This window comes from Legionella londiniensis (assembly GCF_001467825.1).
Lineage (GTDB): Bacteria > Pseudomonadota > Gammaproteobacteria > Legionellales > Legionellaceae > Legionella_A > Legionella_A londiniensis.
In genome coordinates this window covers 32,935-49,197 of sequence record NZ_LNYK01000007.1, presented here as the reverse complement: position 1 = coordinate 49,197, position 16,263 = coordinate 32,935, and the positions used below count along the sequence as shown (strand labels likewise).

Genomic DNA, 16,263 nt, shown 5'->3' with positions numbered 1-16,263 from the left:
GTCAAAGCTCTATAAAATTTTTTAATATTTGCAGACCCGCCGCACCTGATCGCTCCGGATGAAACTGAACGCCATAAAAATTGCTGCTCTGTACAGCCGCTGAGAATGGCAAGCCATGGTATGCGACCGCCCGGGTGTACTTCGAGACAGGTGCAAAAAAGCTGTGAACAAAATAGACATAGGCATTGGGCTGCACCCCTGCCATGAGTCCTGATGCTTCAGTGATTTGCAGGGTATTCCACCCCATATGCGGTAAAATCAGACCGGTCTTTTCAGGCAGTTTTTTGATCATCCCAGCCATCAAGCCCAAACAAGGGGTGCCGCCTTCTTCCGAACATTCAAACAACACCTGCATTCCCACACAGATACCCAAAACTGGTTGGGTCAAGGATTGCAAGAGTTCTTTTAACCGAAGGGCACAGAGCCGTTCCATAATCTTGCCTGCAGAACCCACTCCAGGCAGAATGACATGGCTTGCATTTTTAATTTTCCGGGAACAGGTACTGACGCATGCATCAACCCCCAAACGCGAAACCCAGCTTAAAAGCGATACCAGATTGGCTCCGCCGCTATCGACGACTACGATCATAAAATCCCCTTGGTACTTGGAATATCATTCCCATCTACTCTTTTTGCCTCACGAAATGCGCGGCCAACTCCTTTAAAAAGACTTTCGATTTGATGGTGTGCATTGTCCCCTCTCATTTTAAGGTGGAGCGTTGCTTTTAACTGCTCAACGAATGATCTGAAAAAGTGAGGGATTAGTTCAGTTGGAAACCCTCCCACCTGTTCCCGGGTAAACGATCCGTCAAATACCAGATACGGCCGCCCACTGAGATCAAGCGCAACTTCGGTGAGCGCCTCATCCATTGGCAACAAGAATCCATAACGGCTTATGCCGGACTTATCTCCCAGGGCCTGGCGTAAAGCGCGTCCCAAAACCAGCGCCGTATCCTCTACCAAATGATGCTCATCAACCTGCAAATCTCCGCTGGCGCTTAATTTGAGACTGATGCCGGCGTGCTTTGCGAACTGTGAAAGCATGTGATCAAAAAAACCGATTGAAGTATCGACTTTCAAAGGCCAGGCATTATCCAGATCAACCGCTGCTTCAATGAATGTCTCTGCGGTTTTACGCTTCACTGTACAAGAACGCATCCGACCTTGAATTTGAGATACAATGGCCGGCCAATTGTTTCGTGCACGGTCATATAACATGCCTTGCAAACCCATGCGTTCAGCAAGCTTGAGATCAGTTTCCCTGTCCCCAACAACAAAACTGCGCGATCTATCCAGTTCTGGCATGGACAGATAACCAAGCACGAGCCCTATTCTAGGCTTACGACATTCACAATAATCTATCTCCCTATGCGGACAGATATGAATGGCATCGAACAAAATTCCTTGCGATGCCAGAAGTCCCAGCAATTTTTCCTGAACGAGATTAAATCTCTCCGGGGGATAAGAATCGCTGCCCAACCCATCCTGGTTAGAGACCATCACAAACCTGTACCCCTGGTTTTTAAGCGTGAGCAGCGCAGGTATCACCATAGGCTCAAGCTCGAGTTTTTCCAAGGTATCGATTTGCTTGTCCTCCGGTTCATGAATCAAGGTTCCGTCCCTGTCAATAAATAAAATTTTACGCTTAGACATAGGAAAGCACCTCCCGCAAACGTTGATTTTCCCTGTCAGTCCCTATTGAAATCCGTACGCAATTGCGAAGTTCAGGCATGTGAGTACGGGATCGAATCACAATATGGTGTTGTCTGCACAAGGACATCCATCGGTTAGCATCTTGCACCTTAACGAGCAAAAAATTGGCCTCTGACGGATAAACCTCTACGACAGACGAGAGGGATGCTAAAAAAATCCTGAGTATCTCACGTTCTTTTCGAATAGATTGAATTTGGACGCGTATCCAATCCAGATTTTTTCTTGATAAAGCAGGCAATACAGCCTTAACCACTGGCACAGGGATCGGATAAGGTGCTATGATTTTTTTTAACAAATCAACCACCGCCTGATTCGCCAAAATACAACCCATGCGTGCACCGGCTAATCCATAGGCTTTGGAAAGCGTACGCAAAATGACTAAATTGTCATAACGGGACAGGGAGGAGCTTAGGCTTTCCATATCTGAAAATTCAATATATGCTTCATCAACCACAATTAAGGCTTTACCTTGAAATTGCTCGCAGATTTCCAAAATATCGGCCCTGGCAAACACATTGCCTGTAGGGTTGTTGGGCGAGCATAAGAAAACCAGCTTTATGCCTTTATCCGGATTCTCAAGGAGGCTTTTCTTGTCTAGGGCAAACCCTGCCTCCGACAACAAGGGAACAGGTGTGACTGATACGCCCTGAATGCTTGCGGAAACTTCATACATTCCATAAGTGGGCGGGGTCACAACTACTGAATCCTGACCCGGCTCGCAAAAAACCCGTGTTAATAAATCAATCCCCTCGTCGCTTCCTCTGGTCATAATGATCTGTGAGTCCTTTACTCCATAAAGCTCAGCCAGCGCACGTTTCAAGTCCCGGGGTTGCGGTTCAGGGTAACGATTCAGGCCCTCCTCTTGGCAAAAGGGATTTTCGTTGGCATCCAGGCGGATTCCGTCCGCAGCAATTTCAGAGCGTGCGGAGCTGTATGGAATCAGCTTTAATACAGCTTTTCTAGCCAGATTGTTTAAATTATCCATCATGTACCCCTGTCGACTGTAACCGAATATCAATTGCATGTTGGTGCGCATCCAGTCCTTCAATCCCTGTGAGGATACGAATGGTTTCTGCAATGGAAACAAGCCCATCTCTGGTTAATTCCTGGACAGTTACTGTTTTGATAAAATCTCGAACCGATAATCCGCTGCAAGATCTTGCAAAACCATATGTTGGCAGGACATGGTTTGTGCCGCTTGCATAATCGCCGGCAGATTCAGGCGTCCAGTCCCCTAAAAAGACAGAGCCTGCTGAATGAATCTCGGGCAGATATTCCCTGGGGTCAGCGATCTGCAGAATTAAATGCTCGGGCGCATATTGATTTGCGATCGCGATGGCTTCGACTACACCATCCACTACAATCAAGATACTGTTTTGAAGCGACTGGCGGGCAACCGCTGCCCGTGACAGAGATTTGAGTTGATTGTCAATTTCACGCAATACTTTTTGGGCAAAATCCTGGCTGATACAAATCAGCAGCACCTGCGAATCTTCCCCATGCTCTGCCTGTGAAAGTAAATCTGCGGCAACTACAGAAGGATTTGCCCTGTCATCGGCCACCACCAGCACTTCCGATGGTCCTGCCGGCATGTCAAGCAACGCGCCATTTGGATCAAGAGAAACCAGCATTTTGGCTGTGGTAACCCATCGATTGCCGGGCCCAAAAATTTTATCCACCTTGGGGACGCTTTCTGTGCCATACGCCATAGCAGCAATGGCCTGGGCACCGCCCACCTTAAAGATGGTATCGATGCCGCTTAATCGGGCTGCAACCAATATATTGGGATCAATATTGCCTGCATTGTCAGGCGGCGAGCACAATATCCGCAGAGGGCATCCGGCCAATTGGGAGGGTACGCCCAACATCAGCACAGTAGAAACCAAAGGCGCACTGCCTGCCGGCACATAAAGGCCAACGCGTTGAATAGGGCGTGCTGCCTGTTCACATAGAATACCCGGCGAGGTTTCTATTGCATAATCGGGCAGTCTCTGTTGCCGGTGAAATGCAGTCAAGTGCTTAACGACATGTGCAAATGCTTCAATTGCGGAAGAAGGAACCTGCCTCATTGCAGCATCAAATTCCGCTTCACGCACTTTTAAGTTCTCTATATCGACTTTATCAAACTGCTTGGTGAATGAACGAATTGCCTTATCGCCGGTTTTTCGAACTTCATTGATCACACGCTGAACCCTGCAGGTAAAATCATGTTCTTGCCTTTGGACAGGCCGTTTTAGCAGTGAGTCTTGTTGTGCCCTGGATAATGCATTCCAACTGACAGGTTTGAACATTGTATCCTCCTTACATCAACATCTTCTCAATCGGCAACACCAAAATTGAGCTTGCACCCAGAAGCTGAATCGCTTCCAGGGTATCCCAGAAAACCTGCTCACTGGATACAATATGAACAACAACCTTGTCTTGCGCCCCGGCTAAAGGGAATATGGTCGGTGATTCCGCACCAGGCAAATGCTCACAAATTTTTTGCAGATGAGACTTTGGAGCATGAAAAAGGATATATTTTCGCGTATCTGCCCGCTGCACCGCTTGAATACGCCTGAGCAGCCGCTCAAGTAACTCCTGTTTCCCGGAATTGACAGGCTTTGCCGTTTGAATCAATACCGCCTGACTTTTATAAACAGTATCAACCTCACGAAGCTTGTTTTCCTCAAGCGCCTGCCCTGTCGATACCAAATCACAAATCGCATCGGCCATTTCCATTCCGGGCGCCATTTCTACCGAACCGGACAGCACCACGCACTCCGCTGAAACCCCATGTCGCTTAAGATATTCTTTCAGCAAATTGGGATAGCTTGTGGCGATGCGCTTGCCATTGAGACTGCCTGGGCTAACCCATCTAAACTGCTCCGGTATAGCGATAACAAGACGGCAGACACAAGCATCAAGCCTTGCCAGTGTGCGGTATTTTGTATTACTGGATGAAAGTTCCATTTCACGCAAGACATTTTCGCCAACGATGCCTGCATCGCATATCCCATCGAACACCAAAGAGGGAATATCATCATCGCGTACGAACAGCAGATCAATAGGAAGATTATTGACATGGACTAATAACCCATGTTCTTTCAGGCGAAACTGCAAACCACTTTGCCGCAATAAAGAAATAGATTCATCAGCTAATCTGCCTTTTTTTTGCAAGGCCAGTCTCAATCGTATGCTCATCTTCTTCCCGAGTAATCATGTAATAATGTTTTAATGCGCTAAAACGCTATTACAAAATAACACCCTTGATGAAGCATGTCAACGATTTGGACGAAAGAGACTAATTCAGAGGCTATGCAGGGAAATAGATTTCAGGCCTTATCGGCTCGATCGGCAATGAGCTTGTATCCGCCCTCGCCCATATGGATGCATCGCGCAACGCGCGTAATGGTGGCAACACTGACGCCTGTGCGTTCCTGTATGGCACGATAGGGAACGCCTTCCCGGATCAAAGGAACCACTTGCCAGCGATCGGCCATGGCATCAAGCTCTGCTGGAGTACATAAATCGGTAAAAAAACGCCGCGCTTCTTCCTGATCTTGTATCAATGCAATTGCTTGCATCAATTTTTCCACTTTAACATCGGTTTTTTTTGTCATAATTACAAGCTAATGAACTAAAATCACCATAAGATAACATGCCTGTTCAGTCAAAAGAACTCTCCAAAAACAAGATACAAACAGGGGGTATTATCCTGCCCCAGAAATAGCGGAGCCTGCGCCTTTCGGCTCTCCTGGTTAAGCGTTCTTTTTTATCCGCTCAAAGCTTACAGAGACTTGTTCAGTTGAGCCATCAAAGATAATATTATAAAAATGGCTCTCAAGATGGCATGATGCCAAACACCCATCTCCATACCCACGGCCGCAATTGATAGGGAAATATTAAGCCAAATGCTGAAGCTTTTGTTAGCCTTAACCTGCCTTCTTCTTAATGCCTGCATGGTGGGCCCAGACTATAGGGAGCCTGGAAAAAAAATCGCAGAACACTGGCTTCCTAAAAAACCGGTTGATAAAAGCGCCCAATTAAAAAATGCCAACTGGTGGAAAGCATTTCATGATCCGACATTAACGGCCCTGATTAAGCAGGGTTATTGCAATAATCTGTCACTACAGATAGCAGGCGTACGGGTATTGCAGGCCCGTGCCCAGCTTGCCCAATCGGTAGGGCAGCTTTATCCGCAACAGCAGGCGCTCATAGGCAATTACACTTATAACCGTATCGGCGGAGGGATGCTGCAGGATATTATCCCCACAAATTTTGACACGGCATCCCTGGGATTTACTGCAGGCTGGGAAATTGATTTCTGGGGCAAGTACCGCCGAGCCGTCCAGGCCAATGATGCTAGTTTTTTAGCATCGGTTGCAGCCTATGACAACGCATTGGTGAGTCTCACAGCTGATATTGCCAGCACCTATATCCGAATTCGGACGCTTGAAGAGTTGATTCGCATCACCAAAAAAAATATTCAAATTCAGACCGAGAGCCTGAAAATAGCGACTGCACGCTATCGTGGCGGCGAGACAAGTTTGCTGGATGTGAACCAGGCACAAACGGAACTTTCCGAAACCCAGGCGACGCTGCCCAACTATTTAAGCTCTTTGCAAAGTCAAAAAGACAAATTAGGGGTATTGCTTGGAACTACGCCGGATAAGGTGGATGCCTTATTGGCAAACAATAAAAAAATTCCTAAAGCGCCTGCCAAGATTGCAGTAAATATTCCAAGAGAAGCCCTGGCTCAACGTCCTGACATTTATCAAGCCCGCATGGAAGCGGTTGCCCAATCTGCAAAAATAGGCGCGACCAAAGCGAGCCTGTATCCCGCTCTTTCATTGACCGGCACTTTCCTGTTTGCTGCAAATACCATCGGCGACAATTCTATCAGCGATATCTTTCAATGGTCTAACCGATCCATCACGGCAGGCCCATCACTAAACTGGCCACTGTTGAATTATGGTCAAATCACCAATGCTGTCCGCATGCAGGATGCAGAGTTTCAAAAAGCGCTTTTAAACTATATGAATTTAGTGTTAAAAGCGCAGCAGGAAGTTCAGGATAATATTACACGGTTCATTGAAACCCAAAATGCAGCCCGATCCCTTACCAAAGCCAATCGCTCCGCTATCGAATCGACCAATCTGGCATTAATCCGATACAAGCAGGGCGAAGCCGACTATACCACTCTCCTTGATGTTGAGCGCCAACAATTACGCGTGCAACTTTCACTCACTAACACGCAGGGTGAAATCGCCCAGGCGATGGTTGAACTATACCGCGCATTAGGGGGCGGCTGGCAAATTCGGGGCGGCAATGATATTGTGCCTATACAGGTGAAAGCAGAAATGGCTTCACGCACCAACTGGGGGAATTTACTCGAAAAAAGGAATCATCTTCCTCCGCAAACCGGATGGGAACGCATGAAGGAACTTTATCTACCAAACTGGTGATGATGATGGAAAGGACTAAAACCCATAAAATATCAAGAATTGCAGCTTTAGTTTTGGCTCTTTTTCTACTCATATACCTGATTGTCCATATGGGCACAAAAAACAAAACGCCAACCCTGCCGACGCCTGCGGTTGTCGTTCAAAAACCAATGCCGGCTAAAAGAGCGGACTATATCACCCAAACCGGAAATACAGTTGCCTTTAATTCAGTCAATTTAGTCGCGCGCGTAGAGGGCTATTTGCAAGAAATTAACTTTACTGATGGAAGCTTTGTGAAAAAAGGGACTGTTTTGTTTGTGATTGAACCTGAGCCGTACAAAGAGCAGCTTGAAGCAGCAGAGGCTACCGTTGCGGCACAGAAAGCCCAATATTTATATGCCAAAACTGAGGCGGCCCGCCAACGCGATATGTATAAACAAAATGCAACCTCATTAAAAAATGTAGAAAAATGGGAAGCAAAAACAGAGGAAGCCAAAGCCGAGGTTGCCAAAGACGAAGCCAATGCCAGACAGGCAGCGATTAATTACAGCTATACTCATGTGTTAGCCCCCTTTGATGGCCGGATTGGCCGTCACCTCGTGGATACTGGCAACCTGGTAGGCCATGGTGAAGCCACAAAATTGGCAGTTATCGAACAAATTAATCCGATTTATGTTTATTTCAATCTGAATGAATTAGATTTGATTACGCTGCGTGAAGCCGCCAGAGCACATGGTTTTAAGCCCTCAGAAATTAATCAGATTTCTGTGGATGTCAGAATGCAAAATCAATCTGATTACCCATACAAGGGTAAGCTCGATTTCGTCAGCACAGGCCTCAATGCTTCAACAGGAACCATGCAGTTTCGGGCTCTTCTCCCGAATAATGATTATGCCTTACTGCCTGGTCTTTTTGTAGAAGTACGTATTCCCGTCACCAAGCCCAGAATGCAATTGACTGTGCCGGATACGGCTGTGCAGTATGATCAGATTGGCCCCTATTTGCTGGTTGTGAATCATGACAATATTGTTGTGCTGAAACGAGTGGTATTAGGCAGTGTAGAGCAAGGGATACGCGCTGTAAAAAAAGGGCTTGCCGCAGAGGATTGGGTTATCGTCAACGGTTTACAAAACGCGACACCCGGGCAGCTCGTCAAACCTGAAACCCAAATGAAGAACAATATGGAATAATCGCCATAAATTTTCTGGATATTCTCTGACATGAGAAAACTGAAATGATTTCTAAATTTTTTATTGAACGCCCTGTTTTAGCAAATGTCATCGCCCTGTTGCTTGTGTTTCTTGGCGCAGTCGCCATTGTTTTTTTACCTGTATCGCAATACCCCGCCATTGTTCCGCCAACTATCCAGGTGACCACCAACTATCCAGGCGCTGATGCAAAAACCTTAATTAATACAGTCGCCCTCCCGATTGAACAGCAAGTCAATGGGGTGGAGAACATGCTCTATATGCAATCCACCAGTACCAACGCCGGCAATTACAATTTAATTGTTACTTTTGAAATTGGCACAGATCTAAACTATGCCCAGGTTCTGGTGCAAAACCGGGTTCAAGCAGCCATGGCACAATTGCCAGATTCCGTGCAACGGCAAGGCGTTGTCGTACAACAAAAATCAACCGCCATTTTGCAGTTTATTACGTTAACCTCCGAGAATAATGAATATGACGGCCTCTTTCTTAACAATTATGCCGTCATCAACATGCAGGATGAATTATCCCGCCTGCCAGGTGTTGGAAATGTCATTATTTTTGGGGAAGGCACCTATGCCATGCGGATATGGCTCGACCCGCAAAAAATGATGGCCTATTCATTAAATCCGAGCGATGTAATCAATGCCATCAGTTACCAGAATAAGGAAGTTGCTGCCGGGCAAATTGGCGCACCGCCCACAGCAGGAAAAGAGGCCTATCAATTTACTGTTAATGTGCCAGGGCAACTTGCTGATCCGGAAGAATTTGCGAATATCATCATTAAAACTGAAAATACGAAACCAGATGAGAGCGGAAATGCAAGCAGCAGCGCCCAGGTTGTGCGTATTCGCGACGTGGCCCGTGTTGAGCTTGGTTCTGCAAACTACAGCCAGCTTGCCAAACTCAATAACAAACCAACAGCTGCCATCGGGATTTTTCAGCTGCCTGGGGCCAATGCGCTCGAAGTAGCCCAGAACGTACGGGAAACAGTAGCCAAAATGGCGAAACAATTCCCGCCCGGAATGACCTATTCAATCCCTTTTGACACCACAATATTCGTAAAAGCTTCCGTAAATGAAGTATACAAAACCCTGTTTGAGGCAGGCATTTTAGTCCTGTTGGTGATCGTTGTTTTCCTGCAGAATTTCCGTGCGACTTTAGTTCCGGCTACTACCGTTCCCGTAACAATCATCGGCACATTTTTTGTCATGATGCTTTTAGGTTTCAGCATTAACTTATTAACATTATTTGCCCTGGTTCTGGCTATTGGCATTGTGGTTGATGATGCCATCGTGATTGTTGAGGGAGTCACCCAACATATAGAAAAGGGGCTTCCTCCAAGGGAATCCGCCATCCAGGCCATGAAAGAGCTATTTGGCCCTATCATTGGGATCACATTGGTCTTGATGGCAGTATTTATCCCCGCAGGGTTTCTACCCGGCTTAACCGGGCAAATGTATGCGCAATTTGCGCTAATCATAGCAGCTACCGCATTGATTAGCGCCATCAATGCCATGACTTTAAAACCAACCCAATGTGCCTTATGGCTTAAACCATTAAATGCCAGCAAGCCCAAAAACATGTTTTTCCGGGCTTTTGACAGAATTTATAATCCAATAGAAGCACGGTATGTTAATTTTATTGACCGTCTGGTACACCATAGTAAAACGGTTGCCTTAATTGGCGCAGCTTTAGTCGCTCTTGCCATTTTTGGCCTGACTCGTATTCCTACAGGATTTATTCCGTTGGAAGATCAAGGATATCTTATCTTAAATGTGCTCTTGCCGGATGGCGCCAATTTAACCCGAACCGAACAAGTGGTGGATCGGTTAAGCCAACAAGTATCCAAAATTGACGGGGTTGCGAATGTGATTGGCATAGATGGGATTTCATTACTGGATAACAATGCAAGTCTCGCAAATGCCGGCGTTTTATATGTCATGTTTAAGGACTGGAGCGAGCGTGGCAAAGGGGAAGACTTGCTCTCGCTTTATACGAAGCTAAACGACATTGCAGCCCATACGCTGGATGCTAAAGTCCTGGTCGTTGTCCCCCCGCCTATTCAAGGGCTTGGCTTATCGGGTGGATTTCAAATGCAGGTAGAATTGCAGGATGGAACCTTCGACTATGGGAAACTGCAAAACATCACCGACAACATCATCCATCACGGCCAGCAACTGCCTGAACTGCAAAAATTAATGACCTCCTTTCGCGCCTTTGTACCCCAGCTTCTGGCGCCCATTGACCGCTATAAGGCGGAATCATTGGGCGTGCCGATCAAAGACGCATTTAGCACACTGCAAACCTATCTTGGCTCTTCCTATGTCAATCTTTTTACAAAATTTGGCCAGGTATTTCAAGTTTATGTCCAGGCTGACGCGCCTTATCGTATGAGCGTTGAAGACATACGAAATTATTATGTAAAAAATCAATTTGGCTCCATGGTTCCCCTTGGCACACTGGCGGATATGCAGCCAGCTCTTGGACCTTCGTTGATTTCGTTGTATAACCTCTATCCTTCAAGCAGCATCAATGGGGTAGCCGCCCAAGGATACAGCTCTGGGCAAGCGATTAATGCCATGGAGCAGCTGGCAGATAAACTCCTGCCGAAAGGCATGGGGTTTGAATGGACGAGTACGGCTTATCAGGAAAAAGTCGCGGGCAATATGAGTTATTATATCTTTCTGATGTCTTTGATCCTGGTTTATCTAATTTTGGCAGGCCAGTATGAAAACTGGCTGACCCCCGCGTCTATTATCTTCAGCGTACCCTTAACCTTGATCGGAACAGTACTTGCCTTATCCATTCTCGGCATTGCCAATAATATGTATACGCAAATAGGACTGCTGCTTTTAATTGCCCTGGCCAGTAAAAATGCCATCTTGATTGTAGAAGTAGCCAACGAACAGCGGGAAATTCATCAAACTTCCATTACTGAAGCTGCCGTGATCGGGGCAAAAACCAGGTTCCGCCCAATTCTTATGACTTCATTTGCCTTCATTATGGGCGTTATGCCATTGGTGTTTGCAACAGGAGCCGGTGCCAACGCAAGACGCTCAATAGGCATAGCAGTAAGCAGCGGCATGCTTGCTTCGACCTGCCTTGCTGTGGTATTTGTTCCCGTATTTTATGTGCTGCTGAAAAACTGGCAAGAAAAACGCCTGGAAAAAAGCGCCTCCGCTTCAAAAGTCGCCGCAGGCAATAAATAAACAACCAAGAATGCCCTATACGCTTGCAATTCCACTGCAAACTTTTCATTCACCAGCAACATATGATTTGGCAGAACATCCTGCCATCCACCCTTGTTGCATTAAAATTGAATTTTTTGCATAAAATATTGCATTAATTAGTTCGTTAATTTATAATTTTGGCTCACAAAAAAACTTAATGGTTATAAATATGACTAACAAAGGCAAAAGACCACACACCGCAAAACCTGAAGATCAATTTATCTTTAAATTTTATGTCAAGCCAAACGCTGAAAAACGACCTGAAGATAAATATATTTTTAAATTTTACGTCAATTCAAAAATCAAAAAAACCTCAAATCGGCATACAAGTACCTCTTTTGCAGCGCCAGTTGCGGAAAATAATGCGGCTGACTCGGCAGTTCAGGTAAGAACGCAGGTTTCTGTTAATACCAGTGCAGCATCCAACCTATCGGTTTCAACAACAACTACCAAGACAATGAATGCTCATGCACCTGCAAACACTCTCCCTCGGCAAGCCAAAGATCAAGCCAGCCATAAAGCGCGTCACAATAACCCCTCTTTTCGCACCCAGGCTGAAACCAGCAATACCAGGGGAAAAAGAACAGAACTACGAATGGAAGATTTAGTCCATCGTCAGAATCATCCTGGCAATTACCTGGAGCCGGATAGATTGCACTATTTATCCAGAGGTTTTTTTCAACATCGCACAGCACAACAAGCCAATCAAGCTGAAAACCCCTCCAATCTATCTAACTCCTGTAAGTAACTCATTTGCCCCGGCACATTAAGCAATCCACCCGGGGCAGCTCCATAGCCCTGGATTTTGCGTGCCGTCTTTTTTCCTCGCACCCGCTTGCGGGCGAGGGATAGTGAAAGAGTTATTTCATTTTGAATTATAAATGGCGTTTGATTTGCTCTTTAACTTTATCTCGCTGTTCGTCATTTTCATATTTTGTTCGCGGCCAGAAAAAACCCTTGAGGCCATCCCCCTTGTTTCTTGGAACAATATGGACATGGAGATGAGGGATGCTTTGACTGACTATATTATTCATGGCTATAAAGCTCCCTTCCGCCCCCATCCCTTTTTCCACTGCCTTGCCGATTTTTTGGGTCATAGCAAAAAGACTGAATAATAAGGGCTCATCCAGTTCATACAGGGTTTCAACATGCCTTTTGGGCGCCAGCAAAGTATGTCCCAAAAATAAAGGGCGATGATCCAGAAAGGCAATCCAATCCCTGTCTTCATAGACAATGGCGGCATTTTCTTTTTTTTTGATGATATTATCAATGACACACATGATTCACCTTGCATTCAAAGATATTGTTGCGCTCTTTTTTTCTTGCCATCAGGATAAAACAATGCCGTGAGGCTGCCACAGCAAATCAGCATCTAAAGGATGAACATCTGCCGTTTTGCCTGTTCTTTCATCTATTTCCCATGCCTGCAATCAGTCACCCTTTATTGTTCAAGAGTGAAAGCGTATGGATGGCCATCATCTTTTCTTCATTGGCGCGAATGATTTCGACTCGAAAAGGCCGGATAAAATTCAAATGATCAATCACTTTTGCGCGAACATAAGCTGAGTTTTCACCAATACCGCCTGTGAAAACCACAGCATCCACCCCCCCAACGGCTACTGCCATCATACCCATATACTGGGCAACTTTCAGGCAAAAATAATCCAGCGCAAATCGAGCATTTTTCTTATCGCTTTCCTCCAATGACTTAACATCATTGGTCATGGAAGACAATCCCAAAAGCCCTGATTTTTCATACAGCATGATTTCGACTTCAGCAGGGGGCAGCTTAAGCTCGCGAATCATATACAGCACAACACCCGGGTCAAGATCACCGCAGCGAGTTCCCATCGGCAATCCAGCAAGCGCCGTCATCCCCATTGTCGTCTCTATGCTTACGCCATGTTTCAACGCGCACAAACTGCTGCCGTTGCCGAGATGCGCGGCAATAATACGGCCCCTAAATAGCGCAGGATCATGAATTTGCAAAAAATGAGCAATCCACTCATAGGAAAGGCCATGAAATCCGAACTTCCGTACACCTGCCTCGCGAATGGATTTCGGCAATGCATACATCGTATGCAGCTCGCTTTGCCTGGCATGAAAAGCAGTATCAAAGCAGGCAAACTGGGGCAAATCAGGTCTTGTTTGATTGATATATTCAACCGCTTCAAGATTATATGACTGATGCAATGGGGCAAGGGGGATGAGTTTTTTTAACTCCTCCATCACAGCGGAAGTAATCCTTAAGCTTTCAGTAAATTGAGTACCGCCATGAACGATACGATGCGAAACCGCCTTTAAATCCCAACGTTTTTTATGGTCAGCAATCCAATCCAGTATAAATTGAACCGCTTTGGTTTGGGTCATATCAGCAGGCAGGGGTTTGTCAATTTCCTCTTTACTGCCTTCTATGGATGCGATAAAAAAAGCTGAGTGGCCTAAATTCTTGATTGCGCCTCCGGCTAAAACTGACAAATCTTCGTTTAAAGAAAAAATTTTAAATTTGACGCTTGAAGAGCCCGCATTCAGCATTAAAATCCCTGCTTCAGGCATTATTTAATACTCCCTTTCTGGCGCGCATTTGACAAGCGGACAGCCAGTGCACAGGATAACAGCCTTGTTCGCAATGAATCCGAACGGCTGGTCAAAATAATTGGAACCCTCGCGCCAAGCACGATTCCTGCAGCATCCGCATGCCCTAAAAAAGTAAACTGCTTGGCAAGAATATTGCCTGACTCGATTTCTGGAACCAAAAGAATGTCAGCATCACCTGCTACTTCCGAGACAATTCCCTTATCCCTGGCAGCTTGCTTGTTAATCGCATTATCAAATGCTAACGGGCCATCCAGGATCCCATCCGTAATCTGCTGCCTGTCGGCCATTTTACAAAGCGTTGCCGCATCAACCGTTGCCTGCATTTTAGGGTTAACCAACTCAGTCGCGGCGAGAATGGCCACTTTGGGTTTTTGCTCTTCGCCATATAATACCCGCCAAAAGTTGATGGCATTCTGGCAAATATCCGCCTTATCCTGGGCGCTTGGGGCGATGTTAATCGCCGCATCCGTGATAATCAGCGGCTTATGATAGGATGGTACATCCATCAGATAAGCATGACTGATGCGATATTTGGTTCTAAGGCCTGAGCTATTTGCAACAACTGCAGACATGAGCTCAGAGGTTTGCAGCGCTCCTTTCATAATTGCATCAAATTTTCCCAAAGAAGCGAGCTCTACTGCCTTGGCCGCTGCCGCGTCGCTATGCTCCGTATCAATAATTTCCCAGTCTGCCAAGCTAATACCTGCCTCAAGTGCGGCATTTTCGATTTTATTACGAGGACCTATCAGTACAGGTATGATTAAGTTTTCAGCCACCGCATCTACCACGGCGGATAAAACACTAGCCTTCACCGGATGAACAACCGCGGTTCGCATGGGGGAAAAATGACGGCACGAATGAATGATTTCATGGAAACGATCATGATTATGGATGGCAACATGCGGCAATTCGGTACGGGGGACACGAATTTTATCAGTTGGCGCCAATACGGTTGCTTCACCTTTCAAAATGGTTTCGCCTCTTTGATTCACCCCGATGCAATCAAAAATAGCAACCGGCTTGTCATCCCGTTTATTTTTAACTGTCAGGGTCAGAGTCAGTGTATCACCGAGCCTCAGGGGTTTTTTGAATTGGATATTCTGCCCGAGATAAATCGTACCAGGTCCTGGCAGCATCGTACCAAGAATGGTAGAAATCAATGAGCCTGACCACATGCCATGACCTACTATCCCCTGGAACACATCGCTTTTTGCAAAATCAGGATCCATATGGGCGGGGTTGATATCCCCCGACATCACAGCAAACAGATTGATATCGTCCTGGGTGAGTTTTTTACTAAGGCTTGCCTGCTCCCCGATGTTTAATTCAGAAAAAGTCACATTTTCAAGAAACCCGTTTTTATTATTCATTCATCTAACCTTAAGCATATTTTTATTGGCATTGGATGATCACAAATCCCATTATTTTGAAGCGGTTTCCCGGTTTTAAAACAAACAATACATTAAAAATATTAGAGCATTCAGCATCGTTCTTGCAAAAATGTTTTTAAATCGCCTCATGAACAACCAGGAGAGTTAACTCGGTTACATGATGATCAATAATTGAACCAATTATATCTCTTATGGTAAAATATTGGACAAATATACCTGATGCGAGGAGTTAACATGATTGCTGAAAAAAGCGGCTATCGGCCTGATAATACCGATGCTCCGCCGGAGGGCTTTGCATATTCGCTCATTCAACGTTTTCTGAATCAGCCGTCGGAAGGCATTAAGCAAGTCGTGCGTGCCTGTGTCGATGACAGCGGCGCCAAGGCTTCTGGCGCAAACACGGATGAAACCGATGAAACCAACAATTATGAGGGATTTATTGTCAGCGGCCAGATCGCAGGTAGCCTGCATGAAACTTTGCAGGGCAGAAATATTGTTCGCTCTGAAGAGGAAAAAAAGGAAACATTGGCACATCTTGCGGATGAAAAAGAGATGATTCATGAAGCGATAAAAGAATCTTACGAAAATGTCCAGGAATTTATGAAAAAAGCGCTTGAAAATTTAAGGCGCACCAACGAACATTTTTATCCTTTTTCAACCATCAGCAAGTCCTGATGCCTTGTTGACAGAATTT

At 45.8% G+C, this 16,263-nt stretch carries 14 protein-coding genes; 5 read left to right on the top strand and 9 right to left on the bottom strand.

Features of this window, described 5'->3' with window-relative positions:
* Position 1: 1 nt before the first annotated feature.
* The 6 genes from hisH to Llon_RS02245 all read right to left on the bottom strand — a co-directional run bounded on the left by hisH (position 2) and on the right by Llon_RS02245 (position 5,315).
* Positions 2-589 (bottom strand): imidazole glycerol phosphate synthase subunit HisH, encoded by a 588-nt coding sequence (gene hisH / locus Llon_RS02270; protein WP_058528457.1) that lies wholly within the window; start codon positions 587-589, stop codon positions 2-4.
* Positions 586-1,653, bottom strand: coding sequence for a bifunctional histidinol-phosphatase/imidazoleglycerol-phosphate dehydratase HisB (hisB, locus tag Llon_RS02265; RefSeq protein ID WP_058528456.1), 1,068 nt, complete (start codon positions 1,651-1,653; stop codon positions 586-588). Before hisB ends, hisH begins: the two co-directional genes overlap by 4 nt.
* Positions 1,646-2,698, bottom strand: coding sequence for a histidinol-phosphate transaminase (gene hisC / locus Llon_RS02260; protein ID WP_058528455.1), 1,053 nt, complete (start codon positions 2,696-2,698; stop codon positions 1,646-1,648). Before hisC ends, hisB begins: the two co-directional genes overlap by 8 nt.
* A complete protein-coding gene (hisD, locus tag Llon_RS02255; protein ID WP_058528454.1) occupies positions 2,691-4,004 on the bottom strand; it encodes a histidinol dehydrogenase in 1,314 nt (437 codons plus the stop codon). Before hisD ends, hisC begins: the two co-directional genes overlap by 8 nt.
* A 10-nt stretch (positions 4,005-4,014) precedes the next feature.
* Positions 4,015-4,896 (bottom strand): ATP phosphoribosyltransferase, encoded by an 882-nt coding sequence (gene hisG, locus Llon_RS02250; protein WP_058528453.1) that lies wholly within the window; start codon positions 4,894-4,896, stop codon positions 4,015-4,017.
* A gap of 131 nt (positions 4,897-5,027) precedes the next feature.
* The gene (locus tag Llon_RS02245) at positions 5,028-5,315 is read right to left on the bottom strand and encodes a YerC/YecD family TrpR-related protein (protein ID WP_058528452.1); all 288 of its coding nucleotides are present in this window, start codon (positions 5,313-5,315) and stop codon (positions 5,028-5,030) included.
* Positions 5,316-5,606: 291 nt separating this feature from the next.
* Between Llon_RS02245 and Llon_RS02240 the strand changes: the two genes are divergently transcribed.
* From Llon_RS02240 to Llon_RS02225, 4 genes are all read left to right on the top strand, one after another.
* Positions 5,607-7,160, top strand: coding sequence for an efflux transporter outer membrane subunit (locus Llon_RS02240; protein WP_058528451.1), 1,554 nt, complete (start codon positions 5,607-5,609; stop codon positions 7,158-7,160).
* A gap of 5 nt (positions 7,161-7,165) precedes the next feature.
* Positions 7,166-8,329 carry an efflux RND transporter periplasmic adaptor subunit gene (locus tag Llon_RS02235; RefSeq protein ID WP_058528530.1) on the top strand — a complete coding sequence of 388 codons (1,164 nt, stop codon included), beginning with the start codon at positions 7,166-7,168 and terminating at the stop codon, positions 8,327-8,329.
* Between the two features lie 44 nt (positions 8,330-8,373).
* Positions 8,374-11,559, top strand: a complete 3,186-nt coding sequence (locus tag Llon_RS02230) for an efflux RND transporter permease subunit (RefSeq protein WP_058528450.1) — start codon at positions 8,374-8,376, stop codon at positions 11,557-11,559.
* 190 nt (positions 11,560-11,749) lie between these two features.
* The gene (locus Llon_RS02225; protein WP_058528449.1) at positions 11,750-12,328 is read left to right on the top strand and encodes a hypothetical protein; all 579 of its coding nucleotides are present in this window, start codon (positions 11,750-11,752) and stop codon (positions 12,326-12,328) included.
* A 127-nt stretch (positions 12,329-12,455) separates the two neighbouring features.
* Here the strand turns inward: Llon_RS02225 and Llon_RS02220 are convergent, their stop codons facing one another.
* The 3 genes from Llon_RS02220 to Llon_RS02210 all read right to left on the bottom strand — a co-directional run bounded on the left by Llon_RS02220 (position 12,456) and on the right by Llon_RS02210 (position 15,548).
* Positions 12,456-12,860, bottom strand: coding sequence for an HIT family protein (locus Llon_RS02220; RefSeq protein ID WP_058528448.1), 405 nt, complete (start codon positions 12,858-12,860; stop codon positions 12,456-12,458).
* 154 nt (positions 12,861-13,014) lie between these two features.
* Complete coding sequence (locus Llon_RS02215) at positions 13,015-14,136, bottom strand: acetate/propionate family kinase (protein WP_058528447.1); 1,122 nt, start codon at positions 14,134-14,136, stop codon at positions 13,015-13,017.
* Positions 14,136-15,548: a bifunctional enoyl-CoA hydratase/phosphate acetyltransferase gene (locus Llon_RS02210; protein ID WP_058528446.1), complete on the bottom strand. Its 1,413-nt coding sequence runs from the start codon at positions 15,546-15,548 to the stop codon at positions 14,136-14,138. The genes Llon_RS02215 and Llon_RS02210 overlap by 1 nt, the downstream gene beginning before the upstream one ends.
* A gap of 255 nt (positions 15,549-15,803) precedes the next feature.
* Between Llon_RS02210 and Llon_RS02205 the strand changes: the two genes are divergently transcribed.
* Positions 15,804-16,244 (top strand): hypothetical protein, encoded by a 441-nt coding sequence (locus Llon_RS02205; RefSeq protein WP_058528445.1) that lies wholly within the window; start codon positions 15,804-15,806, stop codon positions 16,242-16,244.
* Positions 16,245-16,263: the final 19 nt, after the last annotated feature.

Excerpts from the sequence above, each read along its gene's own strand:
- hisH (WP_058528457.1), bottom strand. The coding sequence starts at position 589 with ATGATCGTAGTCGTCGATAGCGGCGGAGCCAATCTGGTATCGCTTTTA.
- hisB (WP_058528456.1), bottom strand. The coding sequence starts at position 1,653 with ATGTCTAAGCGTAAAATTTTATTTATTGACAGGGACGGAACCTTGATT.
- hisC (WP_058528455.1), bottom strand. The coding sequence starts at position 2,698 with ATGGATAATTTAAACAATCTGGCTAGAAAAGCTGTATTAAAGCTGATT.
- hisD (WP_058528454.1), bottom strand. The coding sequence starts at position 4,004 with ATGTTCAAACCTGTCAGTTGGAATGCATTATCCAGGGCACAACAAGAC.
- hisG (WP_058528453.1), bottom strand. The coding sequence starts at position 4,896 with ATGAGCATACGATTGAGACTGGCCTTGCAAAAAAAAGGCAGATTAGCT.
- Llon_RS02245 (WP_058528452.1), bottom strand. The coding sequence starts at position 5,315 with ATGACAAAAAAAACCGATGTTAAAGTGGAAAAATTGATGCAAGCAATT.
- Llon_RS02240 (WP_058528451.1), top strand. The coding sequence starts at position 5,607 with ATGCTGAAGCTTTTGTTAGCCTTAACCTGCCTTCTTCTTAATGCCTGC.
- Llon_RS02235 (WP_058528530.1), top strand. The coding sequence starts at position 7,166 with ATGGAAAGGACTAAAACCCATAAAATATCAAGAATTGCAGCTTTAGTT.
- Llon_RS02230 (WP_058528450.1), top strand. The coding sequence starts at position 8,374 with ATGATTTCTAAATTTTTTATTGAACGCCCTGTTTTAGCAAATGTCATC.
- Llon_RS02225 (WP_058528449.1), top strand. The coding sequence starts at position 11,750 with ATGACTAACAAAGGCAAAAGACCACACACCGCAAAACCTGAAGATCAA.
- Llon_RS02220 (WP_058528448.1), bottom strand. The coding sequence starts at position 12,860 with ATGTGTGTCATTGATAATATCATCAAAAAAAAAGAAAATGCCGCCATT.
- Llon_RS02215 (WP_058528447.1), bottom strand. The coding sequence starts at position 14,136 with ATGCCTGAAGCAGGGATTTTAATGCTGAATGCGGGCTCTTCAAGCGTC.
- Llon_RS02210 (WP_058528446.1), bottom strand. The coding sequence starts at position 15,548 with ATGAATAATAAAAACGGGTTTCTTGAAAATGTGACTTTTTCTGAATTA.
- Llon_RS02205 (WP_058528445.1), top strand. The coding sequence starts at position 15,804 with ATGATTGCTGAAAAAAGCGGCTATCGGCCTGATAATACCGATGCTCCG.